Origin of the sequence: Pseudodesulfovibrio sediminis, from assembly GCF_020886695.1 — a bacterium.
In the GTDB taxonomy this organism is placed as follows: Bacteria; Desulfobacterota; Desulfovibrionia; order Desulfovibrionales; family Desulfovibrionaceae; genus Pseudodesulfovibrio; species Pseudodesulfovibrio sediminis.
The window spans coordinates 917028-932449 of sequence record NZ_AP024485.1; the positions used below are offsets into that span (position 1 = coordinate 917028).

Below are 15422 nucleotides of genomic sequence, written 5' to 3' on the forward strand. Positions count from 1 at the left end.
AGTGAGGCCTAATCATCCAGTTGGATGTCTTTGCCCTCCAACACACGGTTCATATTGCGCACAGCGCACATCTTGCCGCACATGGAGCAGGAGTCCTCATGCTCGGGCTTTGAAGACTCTCGGTATTCTGTGGGCTTGACCGGGTCCATGGCCAGATCGAACATGGCATTCCAGTCCAGGGCAGCACGAGCCTTGCTCATGTTGTCATCCCAGTCCGTGGCACCGGGATATCCCTTGGCGATATCGGCAGCGTGAGCGGCAATACGTGTGGCAACGATCCCTTCCTTCATGTCTTCCAAAGTAGGCAGACGCAGGTGCTCGGCCGGGGTGACATAGCAGAGGAAGTCCGCACCGGCAGCACCGGCAATGGCGCCACCAATGGCAGCGGTGATGTGATCGTAACCGGGAGCAACATCGGTGACCAGCGGGCCGAGGACATAGAACGGCGCACCGTGGCACAGCCGTTTTTCCATCATCATGTTGCCTGCGATCTCATTCATGGCCATATGGCCGGGGCCTTCGATCATGACCTGAACATTGCGCTCCCAGGCGCGCTTGGTCAGCTCGCCCAGCGTGATGAGTTCTTCCACCTGACAGGCGTCCGTGGCGTCGTGCAGACAACCGGGACGGCAGCCATCACCAAGGCTCAATGTGACATCGTACTCTTCGCAGATGTCGAGCAGACGATCAAAGTGCTCGTAAAACGGGTTCTCGGCGTTATTGATCTCCATCCAGGTAAACAAAAGGGAACCGCCGCGAGACACGATATTGGTCAACCGACCGCCCTGCTTGACCTTTTCCGCAGTATGTTTGTTCAATCCGCAGTGAATGGTCAGGAAATCCACACCGTCTTCAACGTGTTTTTGCACCACGTCGAAAAACTCGTCCACAGTGATATCCTGAAGGTTCTTGTCATAGAAACCAACGGCATCGTAGATGGGAACCGTACCGATCATGGCCGGGGACATTGCAACCAGAGCCTTACGGAATTCCTGGGTCTTGCCGTAGCAGGAGAGGTCCATGATGGCCTCGGCCTTCATGTCGAGGGCAGCCTGCACCTTGACCAGTTCCGGCTCAATCTCAGCACAATCCTTGGAAATGCCCAGGTTGACATTAATCTTGATGCGCATGCCTTCACCAACGGCTTCAGCGTCGAGGTTGGGATGATTCTTATTGGCCGGGATGATAACGGTTCCCTTGGCCATGCGCTCCATGAGGTCCTCGATACGGATGTTCTCCTTGCGGGCAACAGTTTCCATCTGCGGGGTGACAATGCCTTTGCGAGCTGCGTCCATCTGAGTTGTATATGATGCCATGATTACTCCTTCACTGCTTCGATTTGCTGACGAAGCGCGGTTATTTTTTTCTTGATATTTTTCTGACCGACGATTTCAGTGACCAGGGCCACGCAGGACGCGCCCCGTTTGATGACCTCGCCGATATTGTGTTCCTTGATGCCGCCGATGGCGACAAAGGGGATGTCTATGTACTTGACGACATACTCCAGATACTCAAAGCCGACAGGGTCGCAGACGTCGTCCTTTGTCTGTGTGGCAAAGATGGGACCGACTCCGATGTAGTCCGCACCGCGCTTGACCGCGTCATGCGCCTCCACAGGACTGTGCGTGGACAGCCCGATGGCCATCTTGTCGCCTACGAGCCTCCGCACGGCTTCAATGGGAATGTCCTTTTGCCCGACATGCACACCATCGGCCTCCACTATCATGGCCAGATCGATGTCGTCATTGACGATGAATGCGGCTCCTGCCTCGCGGGTCATCTCTCGAATCTTCAGGCATTCCTCATATTTCATGCCCATTTTCTTTTCTTTTTCCCTGTACTGGACAATCTTGACGCCCGCTTCGAGCATGTCCCGCACCACAGCGATATTCGGTCTGTCCAGTGAGAATTTCTCTCCGGTCAGACAGTAAATATCCGTATCCAGGATATTCCGGCGGGTGATTTCGCGTGTCATCAACGCCCTCCTTCCTTGTCAAACAATTGAAGAAAATATCCGAGCACCACATCTGCCTGCTTGGCAGCGGCAATGCCTACCTTCGGCGACATGGGTGGTGTATCGCCCGCACATGCTGTTTTTCCGTCACCGACGAGATAAAACGTATCCCGCACCTTCCGTGTAACAAGAGCGTCGGCTTCACCCACGCCGCCCATGCCGGAAGCAGCCACCACGAGCTTGCCCGTGGGTACCAGTTTCTCAACCAGCGCCTTCTTGGCCTCTGGAGCATCAAACGCCTCCACCACCACGGAACAGTGATCAAACAATGACGAGATATTGTCGGCAGTGACTTCCACATCATGCACGTCGCACTCGCAATCCGGATTCACGGCCATCATATTCGCTGCCAGTGCCTCCACTTTGCGCTGTCCGACCTGTTCGAGGGTGAATGCCTGCCGATTGAGATTGGACAACTCAACCCGGTCGAAATCGACCAGGACAAACCGCCTGAACCCCGACCGGACCAGATGCATGGCACAATTGGAACCAAGTCCTCCTGCACCGGCAATCCCAACAGTGATTCCCTGCAGGTATTCCAGACAGTCTTCGCCCAAGTAGACGGCTATGCCCTGTTCGGTCCGGTTCATACGCCCGTCGTTTCCATGTCAAAGATGGGTTCCCAATCCTTGAAAACAGGCTGGTAGCCACATTTGCGCAGGGCCGTGCTCATTTCTTCCACACTGCGATCATCACAGATTTCGAACTGCCCCACCTGATCATTGTGCTGCGTATGACCGCCAACGGCAGTCGTCACCCCGGCAGACATCTTGGTCACGCCAAGGGGCAGGATGTTCTCGCGGAACTCAGCAGATTCACGGGTAGAGACGGTAATACCCAAACGAGGCAGGAAGAGCCGTTGCGCAAGCATGATCTGAACCATGTCCCGATCCTCCACAATGGTGGAAGGCTGAAACTCTCCGGCATGCGGGCGCATACGCGGCAATGAAACCGCGATATCCACTTCAGGATACAAGTCCGTAAGGTATTTCAAATGAAGACCTGTCAGCAGCGCATCCTTGCGCCAGTCTCCCAGTCCAAGCAGAGCGCCGATGTTGACGACACGCATACCGGCTTTGCAGCCCCGTTCCGGGGCATCAATACGATAGCGGAAGTCTTTCTTCGGGCCTTTGGGATGGAGCTTGGCGTACAACGTCTCGTCATAGGTTTCCTGAAAAAGCGTCAGGCCATCCACACCGACATCGACCAACCGGGCATACTCATCCTCATCCATGGCAAAGACTTCGATGGAGACAGAGGGAAAGTGCTTTTGCAACACGGTCATGCATTCGACAAGATAATCAACCCCGGCCTTGGCCGGAGCTTCACCCGTGAGAATCAGCAGATGCTTGAGTCCGGTCGCACTGATGGCTTTGGCCTCGACCTCCAGTTCCTCCATGGTCAAACGGCTGCGCGGAATCTTGTTCTTTGCATTGAAGCCGCAATACACACAGTGGTTGGAGCAAAAGCTGGACAGGTACAACGGAGTAAAAAGGTGAATGGTGTGCCCGAAATTCTGGGCCGTAAGTCGACTTGCCTTCTGGGCCATTTCTTCCAGAAACGGAACGGCTGTAGGGCTTATGAGCGCCATATAGTCATTCGCATCAAGCGAAGTTTTGGCCAAGGCCCGACGAACGTCGTCCTCGGAGACGGCACTGAATTGTTCATCCAGTGCTGCGTCCATATACTTTTTGACTAAAGGATAGAAACTCACGCTACACTCCACCGAGGAAGCCGGTCAGGGGAGACGAGGCGTCCGCGTGTTTTTTGGTGGCACCAGGGCCGGAAAGATAGGCTTCGCGCCCGGCTTTCACCGCGCGTCCAAAAGCCCTGGCCATCATCGTGGGATCACTGGCCGTGGCAATTGCCGTATTGACCAGACAGGCATCCGCGCCCATTTCCATGGCTTCACACGCCTCGGAAGGCCGCCCTATACCAGCGTCAACAATAATGGGCAGCTCAATCTCTTCAATGAGAATACGGACCATTTCACGGGTTTTGAGACCACGATTGGTACCGATAGGTGCGCCCAGAGGCATCACGGCAGCGGCTCCGGCGTTGACCAGATCCTTGGCAACGTAGAGGTCGGCATTGATGTATGGCAGGACAACGAACCCTTCCTTGGCAAGAATCTCCGTTGCCTTGGCGGTTTCATATCCGTCAGGCAGAAGATACTTGTTGTCGGAAATCACTTCGATCTTGATCCAGTCACCACACCCCATGGCTCGCGCCAGGTGGGCGATACGGACGGCTTCATCAGCCGTACGCGCGCCAGAGGTGTTGGGAAGGAGCTGCATGTTCTTGGGGATGAAATCCATGACGTTTCCGGTGTCGGACTGCAGGTCAACGCGACGCAGAGCCACGGTAATAACCTCAGAACCGGACGCCTCGCATACGTCAGGAATAACAGAGTCGCAGCCGTATTTACCTGTACCGGTAAACAACCGACTGGTCAGCTTCAAGCCACCGATTTCAAACAGATCTTCGTTCATCATATCCTCTTATCCACCGCCCACGAAACGGAGGACCTCCAGATGGTCTCCCCTTTCGAGCTGCATTGCTCCGAACATGTCGCCCGGTACGATTTCCCCGTTTCGTTCCACCACCACGGTGCTCGGGGAGATCTCCTTGCTCTCGAGCAGATCGAGAATGGTCGCACCCTCGTCCAGCTCCATTTCACTTCCATTGACCACGATATTCATGGCTACTCCTTGAGGCCAAAAAAAAACGCTCACCCCAAATAGGGCAAGCGTGTTCTGATTATGTATAACCAGTTCAAGACAAGCTTCCCTACGGCAGAATTATCCGCATCAGGTTCAAAGGGTAGGACTACTTGTCCCTCTCAGCCTTAATAGAGGCTCCCCTAGCTGGAAAAACCCTATTCCACATTCATAGCCGTGTAAAGAAAATTTCTCAGACCTAAAGTTACATTGAAAATCAGCCGATAAAGCATCCGTGACAATACTATAACGGGAGACCGTCTCATGTTTTCGACACTATTTCAGGCAACCGGTTTCAAGCGTGCATTCGACCTCTTTGAAGAAGGAAAGCTTGATGAAGCCAAAGCGCTTCTCAAAAGCTTGCAGGAAGAATTTCTGGCGGTATGCGAAGAGAATGAGGCCTTGAAATCGCAGATTTCAGAAGTCGCTGAAGTTCTTGATCTTGCTGAAAAAATCCAATTTGACGGCCAAAAATACTGGCTGATTGATGATGGAGAACGCAAAGGTCCATTCTGCCAGGTGTGTTATGATCGGGACGGGCTCCTGGTACATCTGCACCAGCATGAAAACCATTGGGAATGCCAGAGTTGTCACGGCTTGTACATGATCCCGCGCTCCACAAAAGATACCCCTGAAAAAAAGCCGCAAATGCGGAGCACCCTGAAAAAGACGATCCCGCTTTTCCTTGAACAGGAACTGGGCTAGCTCCTTCAGAAAACACAAAAGCCCCTGCATGACAAGTCATGCAGGGGCTTTTGTGTTTTGGATATTACATGAAATCCGTTCCGAACAATGTTGCCTTTCGCACCCAGATTTCCAGAAAGTTATCATAGTCAAATTTGACCACACCGTAGGAAAGATCCTCCATGTCCATGCCGGGGAGATACACCAACACGGCGACATTCTTTGCGACTCTCCGGTTCTCTTTCCACAATGTAGACGCAAAGTCTTTGAGTGCCTTTTCATTTGGCAGTTTGGTCGTGGACAAGAACACCTTGAGGACAATCCAGGGTTCTCCCAGTTGCCGTGTCTCGGATTTCTCTACAATTCTATACTGATATCCATGAGCAGTCTTGTTTGGTGTGGGATCAGGCCGTTTCGCACCGGTAAAGGCCTTCCGATCAATCACAATGGTTTGCTGCTTGGCCGGAGCTTGTGCCACTGCTTGTGGTGCCGGTTTTGGCGCGACAGGCTCTCTTACAGGCTCCTGTTTCACCGGGGCCGGTTTGGGAACAACCGGAGCTACGGCCTTTGGCTCCGGAGTTGGTGGCGGAGTCACGGTTTTTGATACGACTACGGACGATTCTACCGGAACCACAGCCTGCCGGACCTCCGATTTGACCGGAGCGGTCGCTTCAACAACAGCCTTACTCCCCGTATCGATAATACTTTGCAGAGAGTACCCCATGGAACCGCTCTCGACGAGAACGGTGGAGTTCTCCTTGAAAACGGCATACCAACCGCTTCGCAGCAAACCGACCTTGACCCGATCCCCCTCTCGCAGCGTCGTAACCAGCGGCGAGCTTGAGGTGCGGCTCATGCGCACATTAATGGTTGATGTCAGTTCAACCAATTGAAAAGTCGGCGGAGCCGGTTTTTCCGGTTGTGCGGCCACTTCCTGCTCTTCAGGGGCTGGGGCCTTGCCCAGTCCGGCCTTGGCAAGCGAGGCTTCAGTAGCAGGATCCAGATACTTTGCGCTGCAATACCCCATACCGCCCATCTCAGATCGGATGGTAGCATCCATCGGAAAGACCCGCGTCCAGTCTCCATCGGGGAAATCCGCTTTGACATGCATCATGGTTTTGAGCTGCCCTACCTTCTTCCCTCTCCGGTTTGGTTTAGTCCTGATATTGACAGCCCGATTGGCGTACACCACTTCTCCCCACTCTTTGGGTTCATGCCGTGTACGCTTCTTCTTGAGGTATTTGACATTGGAATATCCCACAGCTGCAGCCTGCGTATTCCGGGTCTCATTCGGTTCGAAGACCGCAACCCAGCCTTCCTTGAGGTAGGCGATGCGTACCTTCTGTCCCGGATACAGGCTTCCTACCCAGCGAGCCTTGGCGGAGCGAGCGCTCCGCAGATTGAGAGGCCTATCCGCATACCGAATTTCACCAAAGGCGTATGCCGTGGAGGCAAACACCAGCAGGGTGAGGACAACGACGCTGCATATCTGAATCTTTCGCATTATTCCGCCGCCCTATATCATTGCATTAAGTTGACTGATAACCTGATCGGTAATGTCCATGGAACCATCCACATACCCGATAATCTCGGGGTCGGTGAGAATCATGGTGAACCCCATCTGCCTGGCAATACTCTTTAAAATGGAATCCGCCCGGCGCATGACGAACTTGATGAGTCGTCGTTCCTCGGCCTGGATTATGACATTACTGGATTTCACCAGTTTCTCGTAATTCTGTACGGCAAAGTGCAATGCCTGCTCCTTGACTTCCTGCTCCGCCAGAGAGAGCCGCTCATCCTTCACCTGCTCCTGCAACGCTTCCACTTCCGCCAATGCCGCCTGAACGCGACGGTCCTTTTCCTTGCCCAGCCTCGCCAGATCCTCCTGAGCCACGCGGCCCAGCTTGGATTCATTGATAATCCGTTGAGGATTGACAAACCCGACCTTGGACTGCTGGGCAAATGCCGACACCGACACCAACAGGAGAGTGCAGGAAAGAAAAAGAAAAACTTTCAATATTTTCATAAAGATGACTGCCTTGTTATACCGAGAGTTATGGCAATGTAGCTGACAAGGTCGTACCTTGTCGAGAGCGTTTACAATGTGGACAACGGGTCCAGATCAAGCACCAAACGCACCATGTTGGGGTTGGGATTGGCCCGAACAGCCTGGCTGAAGACCGTGCGCACTTTGGCCCAATCGTCAGCCTTGATCAGACAATTGAACCGCTTGCGCGCCCGCAGCACGGAAAGCGGTGCAGGGGCCGGCCCAAGCACGCTCATACCCATCTTCTTACCCTCATCGCGTAAAATCTGACCGATCAATCCGACGGCATCCTTTCCTTCATCATACTTGACCGGATAACTGAGGCGTACCAGCGCCATTTTTGAAAAAGGAGGATAATTGAACATCTGACGACGGCCAATTTCCCGCTTCTGGAACCCGCTGTAGTCTGCGGTCAGGATTTCACTCCATATGGGATGCGAAGGATTGCGCGTCTGGATAAGCACCCTGCCAGGGTTCTCACCGCGCCCGGCACGCCCCGCCACCTGTACCAACAACTGAAATGTCCGCTCCGTTGAACGGTAATCAGGCAGGTTCAATCCCAGATCGCCGTCGGCCACCACGACCAATGTCACACCGGGAAAATGGTGTCCCTTGGAAATCATCTGCGTGCCGACCAACACCTGCGCCTCGCCCCGACCAAACGCGCCAAGGATTTCCTCCAGCCGCTCCTGCCGCCTGGTGGCATCCCGATCCAGACGCAGAACAGTCGTCCCTTCAGGAAGGATTTTCTGCACGACTTCTTCCAGTCTTTCAGTGCCGCCGCCCATGGGCAGGAAATTTGCTCCCCCGCATTTCTTGCACGTCAGGGGGTAGGAATAGGAGAGACCGCAATAATGACAGACCAGCCGTTCACGCCCCTTGTGGTAGGTCATTCCCACTTCACAATCCGGACAGCGCACGGTTTCCGTGCAATCCAGACAATACATGATTGGCGCATACCCACGCCGGTTCAGCATGACGATGACCTGCTCTCCGGCTTCCACCGCCGCGGTAATCGCCTCTACCGTTGACCCTGCCAGGGGCTTGTCCGGATCCTTGAGGCTGGAAATATCCACCAGCTCAACTTCAGGCAAAACAGTGTCTCCCACCCGTTCCTTGATGGTGGACACAGTGATGAGTCCCTGGCTGGCCGCATTGAACGTCTTCACATCCGGCGTGGCCGAACCGAGCAGCAGCAACGCATGGCTCCGGGCCGTTCGGAACCAGGCCACTTCCTTGGCATGATAGGCCAGCCGCTCTTCCTGCTTGTAGGATTCATCATGTTCTTCGTCGAGGACGATCATGCCCAGGTCATGCACGGGCAAAAACAACGAAGAACGGGTACCGACAACCAACGCCGGTTCTGTCCCCCTGGCCAGAGCCTGGAACGTGGCCTGCCGCTTCTTCGGACTCTGATATCCATGATAAAAATATGTTTGTACGCCCGGAAAACGCGCGGCCACATTCCGATACAACTGGCAGGCCAGAGCCACCTCCGGCGCAAGGAGCATAACGGACTTGCCCACTTCCAGATACCGCTGCGCCATCTCCAGATAGAGCACGGTCTTGCCGCTGCCGGTCACTCCATGCACAAGGTGCGCCCCACCGCCGTTCTGCATGGCCGTGGTCATTTCATCAAGAGCGACCTGCTGTTCGTCCGTCAACGCGAAGGCACACTGCTCGGACTCGACGCACACGCTTTTGCCTTCATCCACACCGGCCATGCTGTCGGCGGTCAGCTCGCCAATACGGACTATGCCCGCTTCTTCGAGCTTGGCAGCCGTATCGGACACCCAATCACCCAAGGCGTATTTCAGGCCATACAGACTCTGCGGACCGTTTTCGAGCAGATGATTAAGCAAACGGAGCTGTCGCTTGGCATTGGGGCGCACGGCCCACGGCGGATCAGATTCAAGCGAAACAAACCGCTCCTCCGCCTCTTTCTTCGCATTGACGCGTACGCGCATGCGTCCGGCCAGCCACAGCTCCATGAGCGCTGCCTTGTCCTCGTCATCATATTTGACAAGAGCTGACGGACGAACGGACGCCGGGAGCTTCCGTGCTGACATATGCTTGTCCACTCGAAACGTCACTGCCGCGGTCCGCAAACCGCGAGGCAGAGCTATTTCAAGAATACGCCCCACATTGACCATCTGACGCGAAGCCAGATTCACGGCCATGTCCACATAGTCTTCAGACAAAATGACAGACCGCTCCAACGGCCAGATCATGGATTTGATTTCCACTCCCTCCGGCGCTGCCTCGGCAGGCCCGATAACCACGCCCGCCCTATGGGATTTGCCAAAGGGAATGATGACCCGCTGCCCCGGAGAGAGGTCGGGAAAATACGAAGGACGCTCATATGTCCACGCCTGATACGGAGGACTGACTAGCGTTACCTGCCAGAGATCGGCCATATGAACCTACTGGGTTACGGGAAAGCGGAACGTGTCCCGAAGAAAATCAAAGGGAGCCGGAGGTTGGACGCACACGGTATGCCCCAACGATGCACGATCGTACAGTTCCTCGCCGTCCGCCTGCTTGACCGTCTTCCATTTCACCAGACATTCAAGACGCAACTCTCCCACCGTAACCACCACCTTTTGGGGTACACGGTACCCGGCATAGGTGCGGTAGTCCATATAGGCAACCGAGGTCAGCCCGACCGGGGACGAATAGCGCACAAACACCGGCGCATGGTCCTCGTTATTGAGATACACGGCAGGCGCGAGGCTGTCATCTGGAGCGGCTCCGATCATGACGCACGGTTGATCGCTGTAAAACCCAAAAGTACGGACAGTCAGGTCCACCCCCCACCGCTGCCAGCTCTTGAGCGGATGCGGAGTCACCCACAGGAACATGGGGGACTGCGCAAAGCCCCCTTCAAGGCAGGAGGCAACCACATTGCCGCCGTTACCAACAGCCTCGACCGAATCTCCGGCCATCCACTGCTGCCGCCACTTTCCCTGATTGAACCAGAGATTGACGGAGACGCCCGGGTATTCCGGAAAGGTCACCTCCGCTTCCCATGAGGACAACGGGCCGTATGTCTTCTGTAAAATCGCTCCCAGCTCTTCGTCATCCGGCAAAAAAGCCAGAGCAGGAAGAGCTGAAAGAGCGAAGAAGGCAATGATCAGGAACGCAATCCGTTTCATATACATGCACTCACTTCGAGCAGGAGAGCAATTCCTGCAAACGCAAGACAAGATCATCTCTGAGCTCTTCATCCTGCAAGGCAAAGTAAATGTTGGCCGTCAGGTATTCCACCCAGTCACCAGCGTCAAAACGCTGACCACCGAGTCGTACGGCAATGAGTTTATCCTGGTCAGCCAAGCCCTGTAGCGCGTCGGTCAATTGAATTTCACCGCCGACGCCGGCCTTTTGACCCTCAAGAATATCAAATATTTCAGGAAGAAGAACATATCGACCGATAATAGCCAGATTGGAGGGAGCGTCTTCAATTGCCGGTTTCTCAACCAGGTTTGTTACCCGATAGGTGTCGTTATCCAGCTTTTCGCCCTTGATGACACCGTACTTGCTGACCTTGTCATCAGGCACTTCGATTACGCCGACAACAGCCTTGCCTGTGGCTTTGGCCGCGGCAATAAGTTCGCCGATACCGGTATCCTTGCCGAACATCAGGTCATCGCCAAGCATGACGGCAAAAGGTTCGCTCTTGCAGATCTCGGCAGCCGACAACACGGCATGCCCCAGACCAAGCTGTTCTTTCTGACGCACGCCGATCACATTGACCAGCGAGGCCACACGGCGCACTTCTTCAAGCATCTCAACCTTGCCTGCGCGGTCCAGCAGCTGTTCAAGCAAAAAGTTGCGGTCAAAGTGGTCTTCGATAATGGTCTTGTTCTGGTTGGTGATGAACACCACGTCTCGAAGTCCGGCTTCTATACCTTCTTCAACAATATACTGCACAATGGGCTTGCGAAAAATGGGCAACATCTCTTTGGGGACGTTCTTGGTGGCAGGCAAAGAACGTGTGCCCCAACCAGCTACAGGAATGACGACTTTCTTGATATCCATGTGTTCCTCCGATTGCTTCGGGGTTACTTCAAAAACTTTTCACAGGCCTCGACGATGTCACCGGCATAGAGTGCGACCTTATCACTGTCCGGGCCTTCGACCATGACTCGACAGACCGCCTCGGTACCGGAGTAACGAAGCAGGACGCGGCCCTTACCCTTGAGAGCTTCCTCGACCTTGCGAACAGCGACCTGAACTTCAGGGGCCTTCTCAAAGGGAATCTTCCGCTTCACATGCACGTTGAGCAGTACTTGCGGGAAGGGTTCGAGTAATCCAGCCAATGAAGAAAGAGGGCGATCCTTCTCTCGCATGAGTCGCAGCAGTTGGAGCGCAGCCAACAGTCCGTCTCCGGTCGTGGAATGCTCCATGAAAATGAGATGTCCCGACTGTTCACCACCAAGCATGGCTCCTTCCCTGCGCATGGCTTCCATGACATACCTGTCGCCAACAGCCGTCCTCAGCAGGGTTCCCCCCTTCTCCTTCATGAATATTTCCAACGCCATGTTGGACATGACCGTCGCCACCAGCATGTTCTTGGGCAGTTTGTCGGTCTCCATGAGCCTGAGCGCCGCAAGGGCCATGATCTGGTCACCATCCAGAATACGACCTTTTTCATCACACACGATGAGTCTGTCGGCGTCTCCGTCCAGAGCAATACCGATATCCGCACCATTCTCGACGACCGACTGCGAAATGACTTCGGGATACAGCGAGCCGCACTGCTGATTGATATTCAGGCCATTGGGTTTTACGCCGATCTTGATGACCTCGGCCCCCAACTCCTCCAACACGTCCGGGGCAACGCCATAAGCAGCTCCGTGCGCGCAATCCAGCACGACTTTCATGCCGTCCAGAGTGAGCTTCTGGGAAAAACTGTTTTTCAGGTACACGATATACCGTCCCCGCGCATCGGAGATGCGGTGGGTCCGCCCGATGTCCTCGGCTGCGGGGTAGTCCCACTGGGTAGTATCGTCCAGGACCAACTGACTGATCTCGTCCTCAACCTCGTCCGGCAACTTGAAACCGTTACGGTCAAAGAACTTGATGCCGTTATCCATGAACGGATTGTGGGAAGCGGAGATGACGACGCCGAGATCGGCGCGCATGTTGCGAGTCAGAAAGGAAATGGCCGGAGTGGGCATGGGACCGACCAGGAAAACGTCCATGCCGTTGGCGCACAACCCGGAGGTCAACGCCGTCTCAAACATATAGCCCGACAGACGGGTGTCCTTGCCTATGACAACACGACGATGGCGACTGCCATCACGAAAATACTGGCCAGCGGCCAAGCCAAGCCGAAGAGCTATCTCCGGCGTCATGGGGAATATATTGCCCTGACCGCGCAGGCCGTCAGTGCCAAAAAGCCTTTGATTCATGGATTGCTCCGAATACGCCGTCTAACGCGGCTATTTTTTCTTCAGGGTAGTTGTCACGGTTTCGGGATTCTTCTTTTCCACGCGACAGCCTTCAGGCAGGGTAACATCATAATCCAAATTGAATTCACCTGCGGCCATTTCGCTACCGAAAATCAGAGTAGCGGCAATTTCCTTGCGATACTCATTGTCTCGGAACAGGAAAATCGGACCTTCCACCAACAAGCGTACATATTTCTGGGACACAGTGGCCTTATATCCTCTCGGCGCATGTATCTCCAGGGGGACCTTGACCCATATCTGATGCAGTTTCGGTCCAAAAAAAGCTTCCACACGCACTTGGCCGGGGGACGCTTCGATCTCCTCAGGCAGTTCCAGACCGACATCTTCGGCCCAGGAAGCTGGAACGGCTTCCAAAAAATCTTCCGACATGACCACGCGGGTTTTGGTTATCTTGCGCAATAAAGTCTCCGGCCCGCGAATAACCACCAAATCCGGTGCCGCCGCGATTTCACGCAGCTCATAATCCGGATTCATGTCGCCTGACCAGACAGCTTCCACCGCAATCTTCTTGGATATGCGCCGGTCAACCGTCAACTTCAGGCGATTGGGCTTAACCTCGATGATTTCATAAGTTGATGATAGCGGGATGCGGGAGGTATCGATCTCCACAATCCGCTCACCTATCTTGAGATGACTGACATCCAATTTGTAGACCAGGTTCTGCGAGGAAAGATTGCCAACCAACCCCTTGGGACCGCGCAAGCGAACCTGAATCTTGTCCACCAGCCCATCGCCGATAATCAGTCCTTCAGGCGGATTGGTCATGACAACCGGCATGTCCACCCAGGTCTCCACAACTTCTCGCCCTGTCACGAGGAACCAAGTGAATACAGCCAGCGCAATCGACAGAATTATGGTTTGCCACTTTTTCATATTACCGTCCCAAAGCATTCTTGAGTACGCGGATCAGACGGACTTCATCCAGACTGGTGGTCAGCCTGCCGTTCATGGCGACTGAAACTTCGCCCCGCTCTTCGGAGACGACAATGGTGATGGCATCGGATCCCTCGGAGATACCCAATGCCGCCCTGTGCCGAGTGCCGTACATGGGTTGTCCTCTGAGTTTGTTGGACAGCGGCAGGATGCAGGCAGCCGCCACAATGCGATCACGGCGGATGATAACAGCCCCGTCATGCAGGGGGGTATCGGTCACGAAAATTGTTTCGATGAGTTCGGTGTTGACCTTTGCGTCCAGCTCGATGCCACGTTCAACGATGTCGCCAAGCGGCATGTTCTTCTCTATGACGAGTATGGCACCGGTCAACGTTTCCGACATGGTCATGACAGCCCGGGTCAACTGCTCAAGGGTGTCGTCCCGTACCTGGGATTTGGTCCAGAATTTTTTGGTGCCAACCGATGCCAATGCTTTTCGAATATCGGTCTTGAACAGAATGACAATCACCAGAAATATGGACGTCAGGAACTCGCCCAGCAAAGCGTTCAGGGTGTAGAGGTTGAACTTCTCCGCCACATAATAGACCACAAGCAACACCACGAGACCGTAAAGAACAGCCGCTGCGCGGGTGCCACGAACCAGGATAATGAGATTGTAATAGATGAAGGCCACGAGCCCGATATCGAGCAAGACCCTCCAGGTGACCTGTATACCGAAAAGTTCAAACATATCTATGCCTACGCTAAATTGCGAGCTATGGTCAATGTTTGCATGGATAGCGCAACTTCATGCACACGATGAATGGGGACACCCTTGGCTGCCATGAGCGCGGTAGCTGCCTGGGTAGCATTTTGCCTTTCTCCCACCTCAAGTCCGAGAAGCCCCTGCCAGAGCGACTTGTTGGACAACCCCATATAGACAAGGGCACCAAGGTCAAAAAATCGGTCTATTTCTTTTAAAATTATCAGATTATGTTCCAGGGTCTTGCCGAACCCAATGCCTGGATCAAGTACAATCCTGTCCAGAGGAAGGCCTGCTTTGTCAAGCAGTTCAATCTTATCCTCAAAGAACCGCTTGATCTCATCGACCACATCCGCATACCTGGGCGCATCCTGCATGTCCTCTGGTTTTCCAAGAGAGTGCATGAGCACGTAACCGGGCTTGTATTGACTGATGACGTCCAGCAGTTCGGGCTCGAAACTGAACGCAGAGACATCGTTGAGAATATCCGCGCCAGCATCCAGAGCCTGGGCTGCGACCTTGGCCTTGGAGGTGTCAACGGATATAACGGCAGCGGTCTCGGCTTCGGCCAACGCCTTGATGACCGGCACCACCCTGTCCAGTTCCTGAGCCTCGCTCACCGGGGCGGCGTAGGGCCTTGTGGACTCACCCCCGACATCAAGGATCGCCGCCCCTTGTTCAGCCAGCTCCAGGCCATGGGCGACAGCGGTGCTCATGTCAGGGTGCGCCCCGCCATCATAGAAGGAATCCGGGGTAACATTCACCACTCCGGCAATGAAAAAGGGAGCAGGCCCTAAGACCTTGCCCCCTTTCAATATCCATTTTACGTCGTTCATCGTGTTTACAA

General features: G+C 54.4%; 16 protein-coding genes and 1 riboswitch. Of the genes, 1 reads left to right on the forward strand and 15 read right to left on the reverse strand.

Annotation, left to right across the window (positions count from 1 at the left end; translation table 11 throughout):
* Positions 1–8: 8 nt before the first annotated feature.
* Genes thiC through thiS form a run of 6 tightly spaced genes read right to left on the reverse strand, consistent with a single transcriptional unit; the run spans position 9 to position 4716 of the window.
* The gene (thiC, locus tag SRBAKS_RS04605) at positions 9–1316 is read right to left on the reverse strand and encodes a phosphomethylpyrimidine synthase ThiC (RefSeq protein WP_229594132.1); all 1308 of its coding nucleotides are present in this window, start codon (positions 1314–1316) and stop codon (positions 9–11) included.
* A 2-nt stretch (positions 1317–1318) separates the two neighbouring features.
* On the reverse strand, positions 1319–1975 hold the full coding sequence (gene thiE, locus SRBAKS_RS04610; protein ID WP_229594134.1) for a thiamine phosphate synthase: 657 nt from the start codon (positions 1973–1975) through the stop codon (positions 1319–1321).
* Positions 1975–2604, reverse strand: a complete 630-nt coding sequence (thiF, locus tag SRBAKS_RS04615; protein WP_229594136.1) for a sulfur carrier protein ThiS adenylyltransferase ThiF — start codon at positions 2602–2604, stop codon at positions 1975–1977. Before thiF ends, thiE begins: the two co-directional genes overlap by 1 nt.
* Positions 2601–3728 carry a 2-iminoacetate synthase ThiH gene (gene thiH / locus SRBAKS_RS04620; RefSeq protein ID WP_229594138.1) on the reverse strand — a complete coding sequence of 376 codons (1128 nt, stop codon included), beginning with the start codon at positions 3726–3728 and terminating at the stop codon, positions 2601–2603. The genes thiF and thiH overlap by 4 nt, the downstream gene beginning before the upstream one ends.
* 1 nt (position 3729) lies before the next feature.
* Complete coding sequence (locus SRBAKS_RS04625) at positions 3730–4506, reverse strand: thiazole synthase (protein ID WP_229596908.1); 777 nt, start codon at positions 4504–4506, stop codon at positions 3730–3732.
* A gap of 9 nt (positions 4507–4515) precedes the next feature.
* The gene (gene thiS, locus SRBAKS_RS04630; protein ID WP_229594140.1) at positions 4516–4716 is read right to left on the reverse strand and encodes a sulfur carrier protein ThiS; all 201 of its coding nucleotides are present in this window, start codon (positions 4714–4716) and stop codon (positions 4516–4518) included.
* Between the two features lie 68 nt (positions 4717–4784).
* A riboswitch (TPP riboswitch) is annotated at positions 4785–4889 on the reverse strand.
* 109 nt (positions 4890–4998) lie between these two features.
* On the opposite strand from thiS, the gene SRBAKS_RS04635 reads away from it, so the two are divergent.
* Positions 4999–5439 (forward strand): hypothetical protein, encoded by a 441-nt coding sequence (locus tag SRBAKS_RS04635; RefSeq protein ID WP_229594142.1) that lies wholly within the window; start codon positions 4999–5001, stop codon positions 5437–5439.
* Positions 5440–5503: 64 nt separating this feature from the next.
* Here the strand turns inward: SRBAKS_RS04635 and SRBAKS_RS04640 are convergent, their stop codons facing one another.
* From SRBAKS_RS04640 to folP, 9 genes are all read right to left on the reverse strand, one after another.
* The gene (locus SRBAKS_RS04640; protein WP_229594144.1) at positions 5504–6922 is read right to left on the reverse strand and encodes an SH3 domain-containing protein; all 1419 of its coding nucleotides are present in this window, start codon (positions 6920–6922) and stop codon (positions 5504–5506) included.
* Positions 6923–6934: 12 nt separating this feature from the next.
* Positions 6935–7444 carry an OmpH/Skp family outer membrane protein gene (locus tag SRBAKS_RS04645; protein ID WP_229594146.1) on the reverse strand — a complete coding sequence of 170 codons (510 nt, stop codon included), beginning with the start codon at positions 7442–7444 and terminating at the stop codon, positions 6935–6937.
* A 71-nt stretch (positions 7445–7515) separates the two neighbouring features.
* Entirely contained in the window at positions 7516–9882 is a 2367-nt protein-coding gene (priA, locus tag SRBAKS_RS04650) for a replication restart helicase PriA (RefSeq protein ID WP_229594148.1), read from the reverse strand.
* Positions 9883–9888: 6 nt separating this feature from the next.
* Positions 9889–10620 (reverse strand): hypothetical protein, encoded by a 732-nt coding sequence (locus SRBAKS_RS04655; protein WP_229594150.1) that lies wholly within the window; start codon positions 10618–10620, stop codon positions 9889–9891.
* Positions 10621–10630: 10 nt separating this feature from the next.
* Positions 10631–11503, reverse strand: a complete 873-nt coding sequence (galU, locus tag SRBAKS_RS04660) for a UTP--glucose-1-phosphate uridylyltransferase GalU (RefSeq protein ID WP_229594152.1) — start codon at positions 11501–11503, stop codon at positions 10631–10633.
* Between the two features lie 23 nt (positions 11504–11526).
* Positions 11527–12879 (reverse strand): phosphoglucosamine mutase, encoded by a 1353-nt coding sequence (glmM, locus tag SRBAKS_RS04665; protein ID WP_229594154.1) that lies wholly within the window; start codon positions 12877–12879, stop codon positions 11527–11529.
* Positions 12880–12909: 30 nt separating this feature from the next.
* Positions 12910–13812, reverse strand: a complete 903-nt coding sequence (locus SRBAKS_RS04670; protein ID WP_229594156.1) for a CdaR family protein — start codon at positions 13810–13812, stop codon at positions 12910–12912.
* Position 13813: 1 nt separating this feature from the next.
* Entirely contained in the window at positions 13814–14563 is a 750-nt protein-coding gene (gene cdaA / locus SRBAKS_RS04675; protein WP_229594158.1) for a diadenylate cyclase CdaA, read from the reverse strand.
* 8 nt (positions 14564–14571) lie between these two features.
* Positions 14572–15411: a dihydropteroate synthase gene (folP, locus tag SRBAKS_RS04680; RefSeq protein ID WP_229594160.1), complete on the reverse strand. Its 840-nt coding sequence runs from the start codon at positions 15409–15411 to the stop codon at positions 14572–14574.
* Positions 15412–15422 lie beyond the last annotated feature (11 nt).